The sequence below is a fragment of the Pectobacterium betavasculorum genome, assembly GCF_000749845.1.
GTDB lineage: Bacteria > Pseudomonadota > Gammaproteobacteria > Enterobacterales > Enterobacteriaceae > Pectobacterium > Pectobacterium betavasculorum.
Map to the genome: position 1 here is coordinate 204,094 of NZ_JQHM01000001.1, position 15,110 is coordinate 219,203.

Below are 15,110 nucleotides of genomic sequence, written 5' to 3' on the forward strand. Positions count from 1 at the left end.
GTCTGTTACTCACTCTCGCTACCCGGCGGCGCAGGTGGCGCACTGGGTAAATCGGTATTGTTATCACCTAGCAGGATATGATCGAGTATCTGGCGGGTGATGGTGCCTACGGTCGGGCCTGCTCCACCGTTTTCCAGAATAATCGACATCGCTACTTTAGGATCCTTATACGGGGCAAACGCGACCATTAATTTATGGTCACGCAGATGTTCTGCGATCTTGTGCGCATTATAGGTTTCGTTTTCTTTCAGGCCAAAGACCTGTGCCGTACCGGATTTTGCCGCAATTTTATACGGTGCATCCTCGAAACTTTTGCGGGCAGTGCCGTTAGGTCGGTTGGCGACACCATACATACCGTCTTTAGCCACTTCCCAATAGCCTGAGTGGATGTTACCAATTTGCAGATTCTCGGTCTGCTGGAAAGGCACAATCGTGCCATTTTCCCGCGAACTATAAAGCAGATGCGGTGTTTTGACCTTGCCGTCATTGATCAACGTGACCAGGGCTTTATTCATCTGGATAGGTGTTGCAGTCCAATAACCTTGGCCAATCCCGACCGGAATGGTATCCCCCTGATACCAGGGCTTTTTAAATCGTCCTAATTTCCACTCGCGCGTTGGCATATTGCCTTTGCTTTCTTCTGAAATATCGATACCGGTTCTCTCGCCATAACCAAACTTGTTCATCCATTCGGAGAGACGATCGATGCCCATGTCATAAGCGACCTGATAGAAGAAAGTATCCGCGGACTCTTCCAGAGATTTGGTGAGGTTAAGGCGACCGTGTCCCCATTTTTTCCAGTCACGGAAGCGCTTTTCGGAGCCCGGTAATTGCCACCAGCCGGGATCGAACAGGCTGGTGTTAGTGGTGATAACGCCTGCCGTCAGGGCGGAAACCGCGATATAAGGTTTAACAGTGGAAGCAGGAGGATAAATCCCTTGTGTTGCCCGGTTGATCAATGGACGATCGGGATCGCTTTGTAATTTTGCATAATTTTTGGTGGAAATTCCGTCGACAAACAGGTTGGGGTCGTAACTGGGAGTGGAAACCATCGCCAGAATACCGCCATCGCGTGGATCGGTGACGATCACGGCGGCACGGCTACCTTCCAACAGTTTCTCAATGTAGATTTGCAGGCTCAGATCCAGCGTCAGATAAATATCGCGCCCAGCCTGCGGTGGCTGTTCATGAAGTTGGCGGATCACGCGGCCGCGGTTGTTAACTTCAACTTCCTCATAGCCGGGTTTGCCGTGAAGAAGATCTTCGTAATGGCGTTCAATACCCAGCTTACCGATGTCACGCGTGGCGGCGTAATCGGCGATTTTTTCTTCTTTGGTAAGCCGTTCTACGTCTTTATCGTTGATTTTTGAGACATAGCCCGTGACGTGCGTCAGCGCAGAACCGTAAGGATAATAGCGGCGTTGATAGCCTTTAACCTCAACGCCGGGAAAGCGGTATTGGTTGACGGCAAAACGAGCAACCTGGATCTCATCGAGTCCGGTTTTTACCGGAATGGAGGTAAAGCGGCGTGAACGCTTGCGCTCTTTTTCGAAGTTTTCCAGATCGTCATCAGTCAAATTAACGATGGGGCGCAGCGCTTCCAGCGTATCTTTAAGGTTGTCGACTTTGTCGGGCACCAGTTCTAATTGATAGATGGTGCGGTTCAACGCCAGCGGCGTGCCGTTGCGGTCGTAGATGATGCCGCGGCTGGGCGCGATAGGCACCAGCTTAATGCGGTTCTCATTGGAACGCGTGCGATAGTCATCAACACGCAAAATTTGCAGATGATAAAGATTAGCGACTAATACACCGGAAAGCAGCAAAATGCCCAGAAATGCCACCAAAGCACGGCGCACGAACAAGGCAGACTCAGCCGTATAATCACGAAAGGGTTTACGTTCTACTTTCATCCAGTGTTATTTCACATGTTTCATCGTATCGCCTTACTCCCGGTGGTAAGGGTGATTAGTCGTAATGCTCCATGCACGATACAGGCTCTCTGCTACCAGTACACGAACCAACGGATGCGGCAGCGTTAATGGCGAGAGAGACCAGCTTTGCTCTGCTGCGGCTTTGCATTCCGGCGAAAGTCCTTCAGGCCCGCCAATCAGCAGGCTGACATCGCGCCCATCCTGTTTCCAGCGTTCCAACTGTTGCGCCAAGTGCGGCGTCTCCCAGCGAGTCCCTGGAATATCCAGCGTAACAATACGGTTGCCTTTGCCTACCGCGGCCAGCATCTGTTCGCCTTCTCGCTCCAGAATGCGTTTGATATCGGCGTTTTTACCTCGCTTCCCTGCTGGAATTTCGAGTAATTCGAAAGGCATGTCCTTCGGGAAACGGCGCAGATAATCGGTGAAACCAGTCTGCACCCAGTCGGGCATTTTGGTGCCAACGGCGACCAGTTGCAGTTTCATGCTAGCCCCACAGCTTTTCCAATTCATATAACTGGCGGCTTTCTTCTTGCATGACATGAACCATCACGTCACCTAAATCGACAACAACCCAATCCGCAGCGCTTTCACCTTCGACACCGAGTGGAATAAGGCCCGCAGCGCGTGAAGATTGTACGACGTGATCGGCAATAGACGCGACATGACGCGTAGAGGTGCCGGTACAGATAACCATGTAATCGGTGATGCTGGATTTACCCTGGACGTTGAGTGCAACGATATCCTGGGCTTTTAAGTCATCAACCTTGTCAATAACGAAGTCTTGGAGTGCTTGACCTTGCAAAGGTTCCCCCTCAATGGCGTTCTGTCAGTAACTGATGAACGCGTGTGGCGCTGAATTGTTTAGGAAAAACGTAAATCACCGAGTAATTGCCGAGAATTTCCGCTTTTCCCGGTGATTGAAACCAGCCGCGGAGTATATCACGCACTTTTGCCGAGTGGTATAAAGCCCGAGGCTCATGGGCGGGAAAACCTGTGCTATCGGTACAGGCCGTGTTCGTTGATGTAATGCAGTACCGCAGGAGGTAATAAATCGTGGCAGTCCAGACCTTGCTGGCGCCGCTGACGAATTTCCGTTGCGGAAATAGTGACCAGTGGCGTGTCTGCCAAGAAGATCCGTCCATGTGGCTGCTGATGAAGATCGTCTGTCTTGTTGGTCAGATGATCGTTCAGCCACTGTTGTAATTCCTGTGTTTCCAGCGTTGAGCGATAGCCGGGGCGAGCACACACGAGTAAATGACAAACGCCGAGCAAATCTTGCCAGCGGTGCCAGTGGTGTAGCGTCAATAGCGAGTCCTGTCCGATGATAAAGCCCAGCGGCGCATCATGACCTTTTTCGGCCCGTAGCGCCTCCAGTGTCTCAATGGTGTAGGAGGGCGTTTGCCGTTGCAATTCACGATCGTCCACGGTAAAGAGCGTATCGCCTTCGACTGCCAGCTCAGCCATCTGGAAGCGCTGTCGGGAGCTGGCTTCGGGCTGCTGTCGGTGTGGTGGAACGTTATTGGGCATCAGGACAACCTGAGTCAGGCCCACGAGTTTTGCCAGCGCGGTTACCGGTTGAAGGTGACCGTAATGAATGGGATCGAACGTGCCGCCAAAAAAGGCGGTCAACGAAGGCGCAGCGGATGACCTATTCAGATGAATGCCTCCGGCAAGGCTTTGCCGCACAGCAGCAGAGCAAGTGATTCAAGTTCAGACCAAACAGACTGACCATAATCTTGCTTTAAGGTTATCTCCACCTGCGTTAGCAGACTTATGGCCTGCTGTAGCTGTTGAAGAGAGAGACGCTGTAATGCCTGAGTGAGCAGATCACGCCGGTTTTGCCATACTTTTTGCTGATCGAATAGCGTGCGCAGCGGCGTGTTTGACATGCGTCGTTTCAGTGTCAACAGTTGCAGCAGTTCACGTTGTAGCGTGCGCAGCAAAATGACAGGTTCGCAATCTTCCTGCTTTAGCTGCTGCAAAATGTGCCAGGCGCGTTTACTTTTGCCTGCCAGCAATGCATCCAGCCAATGAAACGGGGTGAAGTGAGCGGCATCATTTACCGCATTTTCTACGCGTGGCAGGGTCAGCTTGCCATCGGGATAAAGCAGTGCCAACCGCTCTAACGCCTGAGACAACGCCAGAAGGTTGCCTTCATAACAGTAGCAAATAAGCTGTGTCGCCTGTTCATCCAGCGTCAACTTCATGGCTTTGGCGCGCTGAGCAACCCAGCGGGGGAGCTGTGCCTGTTCCGGCGTCAGGCAATTGATGTAGACGCTATCTTGTGCCAGCGCTTTAAACCAGGCACTGTTTTCCTGCGCTTTGGTCAGCTTGTGACCACGCAGAATCAGTAAAATATCGGGGTGCAATAATCCGGCGAGCTTGACCAGATTTTCGCTCATCGCCGCATTCGGGCCATTTTCCGGCAAGACCAGCAGGAGCGATTGGCGTGAAGCGAATAGGCTGAGCGCCTGACAGGTGCCGAAAACCGCATCCCAGTCAGTATGGAGATCCAGAATGAAACTAAAATGTTCGCTGAATTCGTGCTGTTGAGCGACCCGCTTAATGTTGTCGAGGCTTTCCTGTAGCAAGAGCGGATCTGAACCAAAGACCAAATAACAACCGCGCAGCCCCTCATGGAGCTGCGCGGTGAGTTGTTCGGGATAAAGCCGAATCATGAACGCTTGGTGGCCGTGGTTGAATCGGTGGGCTGCAACCGATTTTTGACTTCCTGACTACCGTTGACGGTCAGTAATTTACGTACCAACTGCTGTGCAGCTTGTTCACGCATTTCCTGACGGACGATGTCCTGTTCGGCATCTTTCGCCAGTGCAGCCAGCGGGTTATCAAAGAACGTGCGGAACACCGTCACGCTGAGCGGATAAATATCTTCACCCGGCATCAGCACCTGCGCCTGCAACGTCAGCACCATCTGGTACTCTGCTGTTTTACCGTCCTGAAAAATAGAGACGGTATCGCGCGTTTCGCTTGAGCCCAGTACCCGCAGAGACGGGATATCCTGACGCGTCGCATCGTCAACGATTTTCACATCGCTGAGACGGAGCTGCTCACGTACTGCGCGCGTTAGCGGGCCATAAGGATCGCTGCTGTCGAGCACCAGTGTTTGTAACTGCGCAGGCACTTGTGTCGTGCCGCGCAGATGAAAACCGCAGCCAGCGGTGATTAACACCGCCAGCCCCAGCAACAACGTGAATAGACGATGTCGCACAGTTCCTCCTTGCCTTAACCCACAACCAGGTTAAGCAGTTTGCCAGGGACATAAATCACTTTACGAACCGTGACGCCGTCCAGATATTTCGCGACCAGCGGTTCCTGTGCAGCGCGTTCGCGAACCTGTTCTTCGCTGGCGTCAGCGGCAACGGTGATTTTACCACGTACTTTACCGTTAACCTGAACAACGACCAGCTTGGAATCTTCCACCATCGCGTTCTCATCTGCAATCGGCCACGGCGCAGTATCAACGTCACCTTCACCTTGCAGCGCCTGCCACAGCGTGAAGCAAACGTGCGGCGTGAACGGATAAAGCATACGAACGACGGCCAGCATGGTTTCCTGCGTCAGTGCGCGATCCTGATCGCTGTCCTGCGGCGCTTTTGCCAGCTTGTTCATCAGCTCCATGATGGCGGCAATCGCGGTGTTGAAGGTCTGGCGACGGCCGATATCATCGGTCACTTTAGCAATCGTTTTGTGCAGATCGCGGCGCAGTGATTTCTGATCTTCCGTCAGTGTAGCGATATCCAGAGCCGTTACCGCACCTTTCTCGGTATGTTCGAAGGCTTGTCTCCAGACGCGTTTCAGGAAGCGGTTTGCGCCTTCTACGCCGGATTCCTGCCATTCCAGCGTCATTTCTGCCGGAGAAGCAAACATCATGAACAAACGGACGGTATCCGCACCGTATTTCTCTACCATGACCTGCGGGTCGATGCCGTTGTTTTTAGACTTCGACATTTTACTCATGCCCGCGTAGACCACGTCACGGCCTTCGTTATCGACGGCTTTGACGATGCGTCCTTTCTCATCACGCTCAACAGTCACATCGGTCGGAGACACCCAGATGCGCTCGCCGTTATTACCCAGATAGTAGAAGGCATCAGCCAGCACCATGCCCTGACACAGCAGGCGTTTGGCGGGTTCATCAGAGGTCACCAGACCGGCATCGCGCATCAGTTTGTGGAAGAAGCGGAAATACATCAGGTGCATGATGGCGTGTTCGATACCGCCAACGTATTGGTCAACGGGCAGCCAGTAGTTGGCGGCAGCCGGATCCAGCATTCCCTGATCGTACTGCGGGCAGGTGTAACGCGCGTAGTACCAGGAAGATTCCATAAAGGTGTCGAACGTGTCGGTTTCACGCAGCGCTGGCTGACCGTTAACGGTTGTCTTCGCCCATTCTGGGTTAGATTTCAGCGGGCTGGTGATGCCATCCATCACGACATCTTCCGGCAGAATTACTGGCAACTGATCTTCAGGCGTTGGGATGACGGTACCGTCTTCCAGCGTCACCATTGGAATTGGCGCGCCCCAGTAGCGCTGGCGGGATACACCCCAGTCGCGCAGGCGATAGTTGACTTTACGCTCGCCAATGCCTTTTTCTACCAGCTTATCGGCAATGGCATTGAATCCAGCCTCGAAATCCAGTCCATCAAATTCACCGGAGTTGAACAGGCTGCCTTTTTCTGTCATCGCCTGAGCGGACAGGTCGGGCTCGCTGCCATCGGCATTCAAAATAACTGGCTTGATGGACAGATCATATTTGGTGGCGAATTCCCAGTCGCGCTGGTCATGGCCCGGAACGGCCATGACGGCGCCCGTGCCGTATTCCATCAGAACAAAGTTGGCAACCCAGATAGCGACTTTTTCACCGTTCAATGGGTGAATGGCGTATAGGCCGGTCGCCATGCCTTTTTTCTCCATCGTTGCCATATCGGCTTCAGCGACTTTGGTATTACGGCACTCTGCAATGAAATCAGCCAGCGCTGAATTCGTTGCGGCAGCCTGCGCTGCAAGAGGATGGCCTGCGGCAACAGCTACGTAGGTCACGCCCATGAACGTATCTGGGCGTGTGGTGTAAACACTCAGTTTCTCTTCACTGTCTGCCACGTCAAAGGTGATTTCCACACCTTCGGAACGGCCGATCCAGTTACGCTGCATGGTTTTGACCTGCTCAGGCCAGCTTTCCAGCGTATCCAAATCATTCAGCAATTGGTCTGCGTAAGCGGTGATTTTAATAAACCACTGCGGAATCTCTTTGCGCTCAACCTTGGTATCGCAGCGCCAGCAGCAGCCGTCGATAACCTGTTCGTTCGCCAGCACGGTCTGGTCGTTCGGACACCAGTTAACGGCGGAGGTTTTTTTATAAACCAGACCTTTTTCGTACAGCTTGGTGAAGAACCACTGTTCCCAACGGTAGTAGTCGGGTTTACAGGTCGCGACTTCACGATCCCAGTCATAGCCAAAGCCCAGCAGTTTGAGCTGATTTTTCATGTAATCGATGTTGGCGTATGTCCAAGGGGCTGGCGCGGTGTTGTTTTTGACCGCTGCGCTTTCAGCGGGCAGGCCAAACGCATCCCAACCGATCGGTTGTAGAACGTTTTTCCCCAGCATGCGCTGATAGCGGGAAATCACGTCGCCGATGGTGTAGTTACGGACGTGACCCATATGTAGTCGGCCAGAAGGGTAGGGCAGCATGGAAAGGCAATAGTATTTTTCCTTGCCGGGCTGTTCGGTGACTTTAAATGTCTGCTTCTCTTGCCAGTGAAGCTGGACGTCCGCTTCTATCTCTTCTGGGCGGTATTGCTCTTGCATGGCTGCCAGGGGTCCTGTTTAGTGAAGAATCGCTACGTGAGTAGCCTCTTCTGATTCATAACAAAAGATCCGCATAGCATAGCCGTAAGCGGCGCGGGCAACAACACCCAGCGCCCGACTGAGGAATATTTCTGATCTGTAAACAATATACTGCGAGGGATTGCGCAAATTGGCGACAATTCCTCAGACAGGTAGAAAAAATAATCTAAAATAGAGAGAGATAGGCAACGTATCGGTTTTTGGCCAGATATACCAGACGTTGAATATTCGTTCTTTATCACCTTTCAACCCGCTTATTCAGGAGGAAGCATGAATAAACTAGCCCGCTATTACCGCGAGTTAATGGCTTCAGTAACGGCTCGGCTGAACAACGGGGAACGCGATCTCGACAGTCTGGTGCTGAGCGCCCGTAAAACGTTGCAGGACAGTTCGGAGCTGACGCAGAAAGAAATAGAACAGGTAATTCAAGCTGTTCAGCGCGATCTGGAGGAATTTGGTCGTAGCTATAGTGAAAGCCAGGATGAATTTACCGACAGCGTTTTTATGCGAGTGATCAAGGAAAGTTTGTGGCAGGAGTTGGCGGATATTACGGATAAAACGCAGTTGGAGTGGCGTGAGATCTTCAAAGATGTGAATCATCACGGGGTGTACCACAGTGGTGAAGTCGTGGGACTAGGTAATCTGGTCTGCGAAAACTGCCATCACCATATCGCGTTCTACACGCCGGAAGTTTTGCCACTTTGCCCAAAATGCTCACATGACCTGTTCCACCGCCAGCCGTTTCAGCCGTAGGGCTGTTGGCGCGGTAAATAAGCGTGCCTTGCGGCACGCTGTATCTGATGATTAGTGCAGGATTTTCGCCAGAAAGTCTTTGGCGCGCTCGGACTGTGGATTATTGAAGAAATCATCCTTGCGGGTGTCCTCAACGATTTTTCCCTCATCCATAAAGATCACGCGGTGTGCCACTTTACGGGCAAAGCCCATTTCATGGGTGACGACCATCATGGTCATGCCTTCCTGCGCCAATTCAACCATAACGTCCAACACTTCGTTGATCATCTCTGGGTCGAGCGCAGATGTCGGTTCGTCAAATAACATCGCGATAGGATCCATACACAACGCACGAGCAATGGCGACACGCTGTTGCTGACCGCCGGAGAGTTGTCCTGGATACTTGTTGGCGTGCGCCGCTAGCCCAACGCGTTCCAACAGTTTCTGCGCTTTGGTTTTCGCTTCCTCACGTTTACGTTTTAGTACTTTTACCTGCGCCAGAGTCAGGTTTTCGATAATCGACAGATGCGGGAACAGTTCAAAGTGCTGGAACACCATTCCCACTTTGGAACGCAACTGAGCCAGATTGGTCTTTTTATCATTAACGGCAATGCCATTAACGGTAATTTCACCTTTTTGAATCGGTTCCAAGCCATTTACGGTTTTTATCAGGGTTGATTTACCAGAACCAGAAGGCCCGCAGACGACTACGACTTCACCTTTTTTTACTTCTGTGGAGCAGTCGGCTAGCACCTGAAATTGGCCGTACCATTTAGAAACATTTTTCAGGGAAATCATCAAACCGTCCTTTTTTTCAGGTAACTGACCAGCATTGAGGCAGTAATGCTGAAGAGAAAATAAATGAATCCAGCAAACAGGATCATTTCAACTTGTGTTCCGTCACGCTCACCGATGGTTGAGGCGGTACGGAAGAAATCAGCGAGGCTAAGTACGTAAACCAGTGAGGTATCCTGAAACAGAACAATCCCTTGCGTCAGCAACAGTGGCACCATGGCGCGGAATGCCTGCGGCAGAATGACCAGCTTCATGGATTGCCAGTGTGTCATCCCTAATGCTAACGCTGCGGAGGATTGACCGCGCGATACGCTGAGGATACCCGCACGAATGATTTCTGAGTAATAGGCTGCCTCGAACAGCGAGAAGGCTACCATAGCTGAAATCAGTCGAATATCGGTTTTCGGCGATAGCCCAAGCACATTTTGTAATAAGCTAGGAACCACCAGATAGAACCACAGCAGAACCATAACGAGCGGAACGGAACGGAATAAGTTCACATAAAGTTTGGCGAACCAGCTAATCGCTTTTATCGGTGACAGACGCATCACTGCCAGAATCGTGCCCCATATAATCCCGAATACTACCGCTGTCAGTGTAATTTTGAGTGTGACTACCATCCCCTGAATCAGGTACGGCATGCTTGGCCCAATTGAGCTCCAGTCAAATTCATACATGATTTATTTGCTCCCCATATTGCCCGGCAAACGGGTTTTTCGCTCAACGACCTGCATGATCAACATAATGATGGCGTTGATGCCAACGTATGCCAGCGTGATGGCGGTAAAGGATTCATAGGCGTGGGCTGAATAGTCCAGTAGTTTCCCAGCCTGTGCTGCCATATCAACCAGACCAATTGTGGAAGCGATAGCCGAGTTTTTTACCAGATTCAGCATCTCTGACGTCAATGGTGGAACGATCACACGATACGCATTAGGCAGTAACACATAGCGGTAGGTTTGTGGCAACGTCAGGCCCATCGCTAGCCCAGCGGCTTTCTGTCCACGTGGTAACGACTGAATTCCTGCTCGCACCTGTTCACAAACGCGTGCTGCGGTAAAGAGCCCCAGACAAATCATTGATGACAGGAAGAACTGAATATTGGGGTCTAACTCCGCTTTAAACCACATGCCGATGTTAACGGGAAGAAGCTCAGGAACCACCAGATACCAGGTAAAGAACTGGACAATCAGTGGGACGTTGCGAAATAGCTCAACGTAGCAGGTACCAATGCTCGCAAGAAAGCGGTTCGGGACGGTACGTAAGATTCCAAATAAAGAACCAATGAGAAAGGCGATAATCCAGGCACAGATAGATAATGTGACGGTGACTTGCAGACCGGACAAAATCCACCCGAGGTAGGTTGTGTTGCCGAAGGGGGCGGCTTGTAGAAATATGCCCCAGTTCCAATCTATTGACATAACAAACTCCGGTAAAAAAAGGGTAGCGAAGCTACCCTGAAGATTGATGAGCGGCCATATTCCCGTTCAGTTTCAAACTACAGGCGTAGTATTTATTTCCTGTTTATCGAAATTTCTCGGGGTAACATGTGATGAGGAACGACCATCACATGCCTGTCTGTCCTGCCACGAATCAGCAATCAGAGGGCAGAATGCTCCTGCCCTTATTCTCATTATTAATTAGTTTAATGCTTTGTCATTTGGCGTTTTGAACAGCGCTTTCATTTCGTCTGACAGTGCAAAGTTCAGGTTAAGATTTTTGGGCGGAATTGGTTGTTGGAACCAGCGATCGAACCATTTTTCAGCTTCGCCTGAGGCCTGTACTTCAGCGATGGTATCATCAACCAGTTTCTTGAATTGCGGATCGTCTTTACGCAACATACAGCCGTAGGCTTCTTCAGACTGCGCTTTACCGACGATATCCCACTGATCGGCGCTTTTCGCTTTCGCACGTTCGCCAGCCAGCAGTGCATCATCCATCATAAAGGCTACGGCACGGCCGCTTTCCAGCGTGCGGAAAGAGTCGCCATGGTCTTTCGCACTGATGATGCGCATCTTCATCTGTTTTTCTTCATTCAGCTTATTCAGCAGAACTTCAGAGGTGGTGCCAGAGGTCACTACGACAGTTTTACCTGCCAGATCCGGGAAGTCTTTTACGCCAGAATCTTTTTTGGTTAACAGACGTGTACCGACGACGAAAATGGTGTTAGAGAACGCAGCTTGTTTCTGACGTTCCAGATTATTGGTCGTTGAGCCACATTCCAAATCGAATGTACCGTTCTGTAACAGAGGGATACGGTTCTGAGAGGTGATAGGAAGTAGTTTAACCTGCAGGTTAGGTGCATCCAGTTTTTTCTTAATCGCTTCGACAATTTTGTCAGAGTAGGCTTGAGAATAGCCGACGACTTTCTGCGTATTATCGTAGTAAGAAAAAGGGACGGATGATTCACGGTGGCCAATGACGATCACGCCATTATCTTTGACCTTTTTCAATGTACCGGCCAGATCTTCAGCCTGGGCTGCACTGGCGGCAGTGCCAAGCAGAATCAGTGATAATGCCAGTTTACGCATTTGCATGTTCTAACTCCTTTGCTGTCGTTGCTGCAATAGTTATAGCGCTGTTATCAATAACCATAGGGTTAATGTGTTCGTTATCTTCAAGTTAACACTGTCTTCAAGCTAACATCGCATCGCTGAGTCACTTATGACACGTTGTTACTTCTCAGTGATAACGTTGCACCGTTAAAGCGCGAAGTTACTGCGTACACAGTTAAAAAGTAGCTGATTGTAAATAGATTGAAATGGAAATGTTTTCTTTTTGCGATATCTGCCGCACCAAATAGCAGCAATGTCAGAGTTTGGCACCAATTTGGTGCGTTGCTTGCCCTGTGAGAGGGCTTTAAGCTGACGTAATATCCAAAAAAATACAGAAACAACCCTTTACAGAGTAATAAGAGGCAAATACCGTGCCATAAATAAAAAAGGCATGCAAAAGCATGCCCTTAGGGAAGTGAGGATCGGGGGATTATCGGCGGCGTAAACCGAAGAAAAGCGCAGTGATACCACCCAGCAGCGTAACGAACCAGAGCGGCCAGGAACCGAAGCGGGCATAAGGCGTTATCCCGATTGCTGGAACGACCAGTGTGTCCAATACAGCACGCGTAAACTGCGGCAGACTGGCGCTGACCTTGCCGTCTGGCGCAATCACTGCGGTGACACCGTTGTTGGTACTACGAACCAGAGGGCGCCCTAATTCCAACGCGCGCATGCGTGCCATCTGAAAGTGTTGCCATGGGCCGATTGAGCGGCCGAACCAGGCGTCGTTCGAGATGGTCAGCAGCATATCGGTGTCTGGGCGAAAATTATCACGCACCTGTTGGCCTAAGATGATTTCATAACAAATGGCGGCGTTAAGTTTGAAACCATGGACAGAAAGCTGTGGCTGAACATAATCACCTCGGCTAAACGACGACATCGGCAGATCGAAGAACGGAGCCAGCGGGCGTAACAGCGTTTCCAGCGGGACAAACTCGCCGAAAGGCACCAGATGATTTTTGTTATAACGGTTCGTCGTAGGGTAGTTGTACGGCTCTTTATCGCCGAGTACGATAATTGAGTTATAGAAATCGGTCTTATTATCATCACGCCGTATATCGACGATACCTGTAATCAGGCTGCTATCACGGCTACGCAGGATATCGTCAATCTGTTTCAGATAGGCGCCCTGACGGCTTTCAATATCGGGAATTGCGGTTTCCGGCCAGATAACGATAGGTGCCTTGTCCATATAGGGCAGGCTGTTATCCAGATAGATCCTCAGTGTATTCAACAGCTCATCTTGTTCCCACTTCATCGCCTGCGGGATATTGCCCTGTACCAGCGCGACATTGACGGCACGTTCAGGTTGCAGGGTATACCACTGCACGTTGCGCAACGGCCATGATAAGACGAAAACACCGAGAGCAATGGCCGCTGGAGCGATTTTTCGTTGATTGATGGCATAAACGAATAGTCCGCTGAGGCACATCAATAGGAAGGTAATGGTGTCGATACCCAGAATGGGTGCGATACCTTTTAACGGGCCGTCAATTTGACTGTAGCCGAATTGCAGCCACGGAAAGCCGGTTAGCACCCAGCCGCGCAGAAATTCGGTTAGCTGCCAGAGTACGGGGGCGGCAAGCACCAGACGCAATAGTGTTGTTTTCGGCCACAAGCGTGAGAGCAGGGCGGAAAAAAGCAGGGGATAGAGCGACAAGTAGGCGGCGAGCAAAATGACTATCGCAACATTGACAGGTCCCGGCATGCCACCAAATTGCGCGATACTGACGTAAACCCAGTTTACGCCGCTGCCGAATAGACCTAATCCCCAACAAAACCCTATCCAGGCTGACTGACGAACGGTACGGTTTAGCGTCAGCGACTGTAGGCCCATGAGCGAGATAATCGCCGCAGGCCAGAAGTCAAAGGGAGAAAATGCCAGCGTGCCACAGGCACCAAATAAGAGCGCCAGCAGGGCTTTAACCTGCTGGCGTTGTAGAAAAGAAGCGACAACCATTGCCAAATTATTCTTCCAATTTTGGTTGAGGGGCATTGTCAGGGATTCTGACATGAACCTGAATAATACGGCGGCTATCTGCCATCGCAACCTTAAACAGGTAACCTTCTATGTTGATGGTTTCGCCACGGGCAGGAAGATGACCGAAAGACTGCATAACCAAGCCGCCAATGGTATCGACCTCGTCATCGCTGAATCGTGTGCCGAAAGCCTCGTTAAAATCTTCGATATCGGTTAAAGCACGAACGGTGTAGGTCTGGCGGTTAAGCTGACGAATATCTCTGTCTTCTTCATCGTCGTATTCATCTTCAATTTCGCCGACAATCAGCTCAAGAATATCTTCAATCGTGACCAAGCCGGATACGCCACCAAATTCATCGATGACAATCGCCATGTGATAGCGCAGCGAGCGGAACTCATTCAGCATTCTATCAACGCGTTTACTTTCCGGCACAACAACAGCGGAACGCAGAACTTTATCCATACTGAACGGTTCGGAGTCGCTGCGCATAAACGGCAGCAAATCCTTGGCCATCAGGATGCCTTCAATATGGTCTTTATCTTCGCTAATGACGGGGAAACGGGAGTGGGCGGATTCGATAATCACGTCCAGACACTCTTCCAGCGTTTGATCGCGCTTAAGCGTAATCATCTGCGAGCGAGGGATCATGATGTCTCGTACGCGCTGGTCGGCGATATCCATGACGCCTTCGAGCATGTCTCGTGTTTCAGGATCGATCAGTTCATTCTGTTCGGAATCACGAATCAGAGTGAGCAAACCGTTACGATCTTTTGGCTCGCCGTGAAAAAGCTGATTAAGAATAAGAGAAAAGAAGCCCTTTTTGGGACTGGGTGCATCGCTGTTTTGAGAATGGTCGTCGCTCATGCGTTTTAATTAACATCACTCTTGTTAAAGGATTATTGCCAGCAACTGGAAGAGGCACAGTGGCTGATGTGGAACAGATTAGTACCCGATATCTTCCCGATCTCGGGCTATACCCGTCATACTTCAAGCTGCATGTGCGTTGGCAATACTCGGCTCATCTCTGAGACTCGCCCTGAAGGGCCACCGCTAGCGGCGTTCAAATCGGCTAAGCCGATTTGTCCTCACTCACCCAGTCACTTACTGGTGTAAGCTTCTGGGATTCGTTGTGTCGCCGCGTTACGAGTCCCATAAATGGTACTCGCCCTAGCGGGCCAACGCTTTGCGTTGTTCAAAACGATAACGTTTTGTCCTGCACTCGAATTATTTAGGGTCTATACAAAATGTAT

Annotated in this window: 14 protein-coding genes; 1 reads left to right on the plus strand and 13 read right to left on the minus strand. The window is 50.8% G+C overall.

Annotation, left to right across the window (positions count from 1 at the left end; genetic code table 11):
- Positions 1-5: 5 nt before the first annotated feature.
- The 7 genes from mrdA to leuS all read right to left on the minus strand — a co-directional run bounded on the left by mrdA (position 6) and on the right by leuS (position 7,757).
- A complete protein-coding gene (mrdA, locus tag KP22_RS00900; protein WP_039301965.1) occupies positions 6-1,910 on the minus strand; it encodes a peptidoglycan DD-transpeptidase MrdA in 1,905 nt (634 codons plus the stop codon).
- Positions 1,911-1,943: 33 nt separating this feature from the next.
- On the minus strand, positions 1,944-2,414 hold the full coding sequence (rlmH, locus tag KP22_RS00905; RefSeq protein ID WP_011092891.1) for a 23S rRNA (pseudouridine(1915)-N(3))-methyltransferase RlmH: 471 nt from the start codon (positions 2,412-2,414) through the stop codon (positions 1,944-1,946).
- Position 2,415: 1 nt separating this feature from the next.
- A complete protein-coding gene (gene rsfS, locus KP22_RS00910) occupies positions 2,416-2,733 on the minus strand; it encodes a ribosome silencing factor (RefSeq protein ID WP_010284049.1) in 318 nt (105 codons plus the stop codon).
- A gap of 194 nt (positions 2,734-2,927) precedes the next feature.
- The gene (nadD, locus tag KP22_RS00915) at positions 2,928-3,617 is read right to left on the minus strand and encodes a nicotinate-nucleotide adenylyltransferase (RefSeq protein WP_052012449.1); all 690 of its coding nucleotides are present in this window, start codon (positions 3,615-3,617) and stop codon (positions 2,928-2,930) included.
- Positions 3,584-4,609, minus strand: a complete 1,026-nt coding sequence (holA, locus tag KP22_RS00920) for a DNA polymerase III subunit delta (RefSeq protein ID WP_039301969.1) — start codon at positions 4,607-4,609, stop codon at positions 3,584-3,586. The genes nadD and holA overlap by 34 nt, the downstream gene beginning before the upstream one ends.
- On the minus strand, positions 4,606-5,160 hold the full coding sequence (gene lptE, locus KP22_RS00925) for an LPS assembly lipoprotein LptE (RefSeq protein WP_039301972.1): 555 nt from the start codon (positions 5,158-5,160) through the stop codon (positions 4,606-4,608). The genes holA and lptE overlap by 4 nt, the downstream gene beginning before the upstream one ends.
- 14 nt (positions 5,161-5,174) lie before the next feature.
- Positions 5,175-7,757: a leucine--tRNA ligase gene (gene leuS, locus KP22_RS00930; protein WP_039321827.1), complete on the minus strand. Its 2,583-nt coding sequence runs from the start codon at positions 7,755-7,757 to the stop codon at positions 5,175-5,177.
- Positions 7,758-8,066: 309 nt separating this feature from the next.
- Between leuS and KP22_RS00935 the strand changes: the two genes are divergently transcribed.
- Positions 8,067-8,549, plus strand: coding sequence for a zinc ribbon-containing protein (locus tag KP22_RS00935; protein ID WP_039301980.1), 483 nt, complete (start codon positions 8,067-8,069; stop codon positions 8,547-8,549).
- A 51-nt stretch (positions 8,550-8,600) separates the two neighbouring features.
- On the opposite strand, the gene KP22_RS00940 is transcribed toward KP22_RS00935, so the two are convergent.
- From KP22_RS00940 to corC, 6 genes are all read right to left on the minus strand, one after another.
- The gene (locus KP22_RS00940; RefSeq protein ID WP_039301983.1) at positions 8,601-9,326 is read right to left on the minus strand and encodes an amino acid ABC transporter ATP-binding protein; all 726 of its coding nucleotides are present in this window, start codon (positions 9,324-9,326) and stop codon (positions 8,601-8,603) included.
- Positions 9,326-10,000, minus strand: coding sequence for a glutamate/aspartate ABC transporter permease GltK (gltK, locus tag KP22_RS00945; protein WP_039301985.1), 675 nt, complete (start codon positions 9,998-10,000; stop codon positions 9,326-9,328). The genes KP22_RS00940 and gltK overlap by 1 nt, the downstream gene beginning before the upstream one ends.
- A 3-nt stretch (positions 10,001-10,003) precedes the next feature.
- Positions 10,004-10,744: an amino acid ABC transporter permease gene (locus tag KP22_RS00950; RefSeq protein ID WP_039321831.1), complete on the minus strand. Its 741-nt coding sequence runs from the start codon at positions 10,742-10,744 to the stop codon at positions 10,004-10,006.
- A 219-nt stretch (positions 10,745-10,963) separates the two neighbouring features.
- Positions 10,964-11,860: an amino acid ABC transporter substrate-binding protein gene (locus KP22_RS00955; protein ID WP_039301987.1), complete on the minus strand. Its 897-nt coding sequence runs from the start codon at positions 11,858-11,860 to the stop codon at positions 10,964-10,966.
- Positions 11,861-12,308: 448 nt separating this feature from the next.
- A complete protein-coding gene (gene lnt / locus KP22_RS00960) occupies positions 12,309-13,838 on the minus strand; it encodes an apolipoprotein N-acyltransferase (RefSeq protein ID WP_039301988.1) in 1,530 nt (509 codons plus the stop codon).
- A 7-nt stretch (positions 13,839-13,845) separates the two neighbouring features.
- Positions 13,846-14,724 carry a CNNM family magnesium/cobalt transport protein CorC gene (gene corC / locus KP22_RS00965; protein WP_039301990.1) on the minus strand — a complete coding sequence of 293 codons (879 nt, stop codon included), beginning with the start codon at positions 14,722-14,724 and terminating at the stop codon, positions 13,846-13,848.
- Positions 14,725-15,110 lie beyond the last annotated feature (386 nt).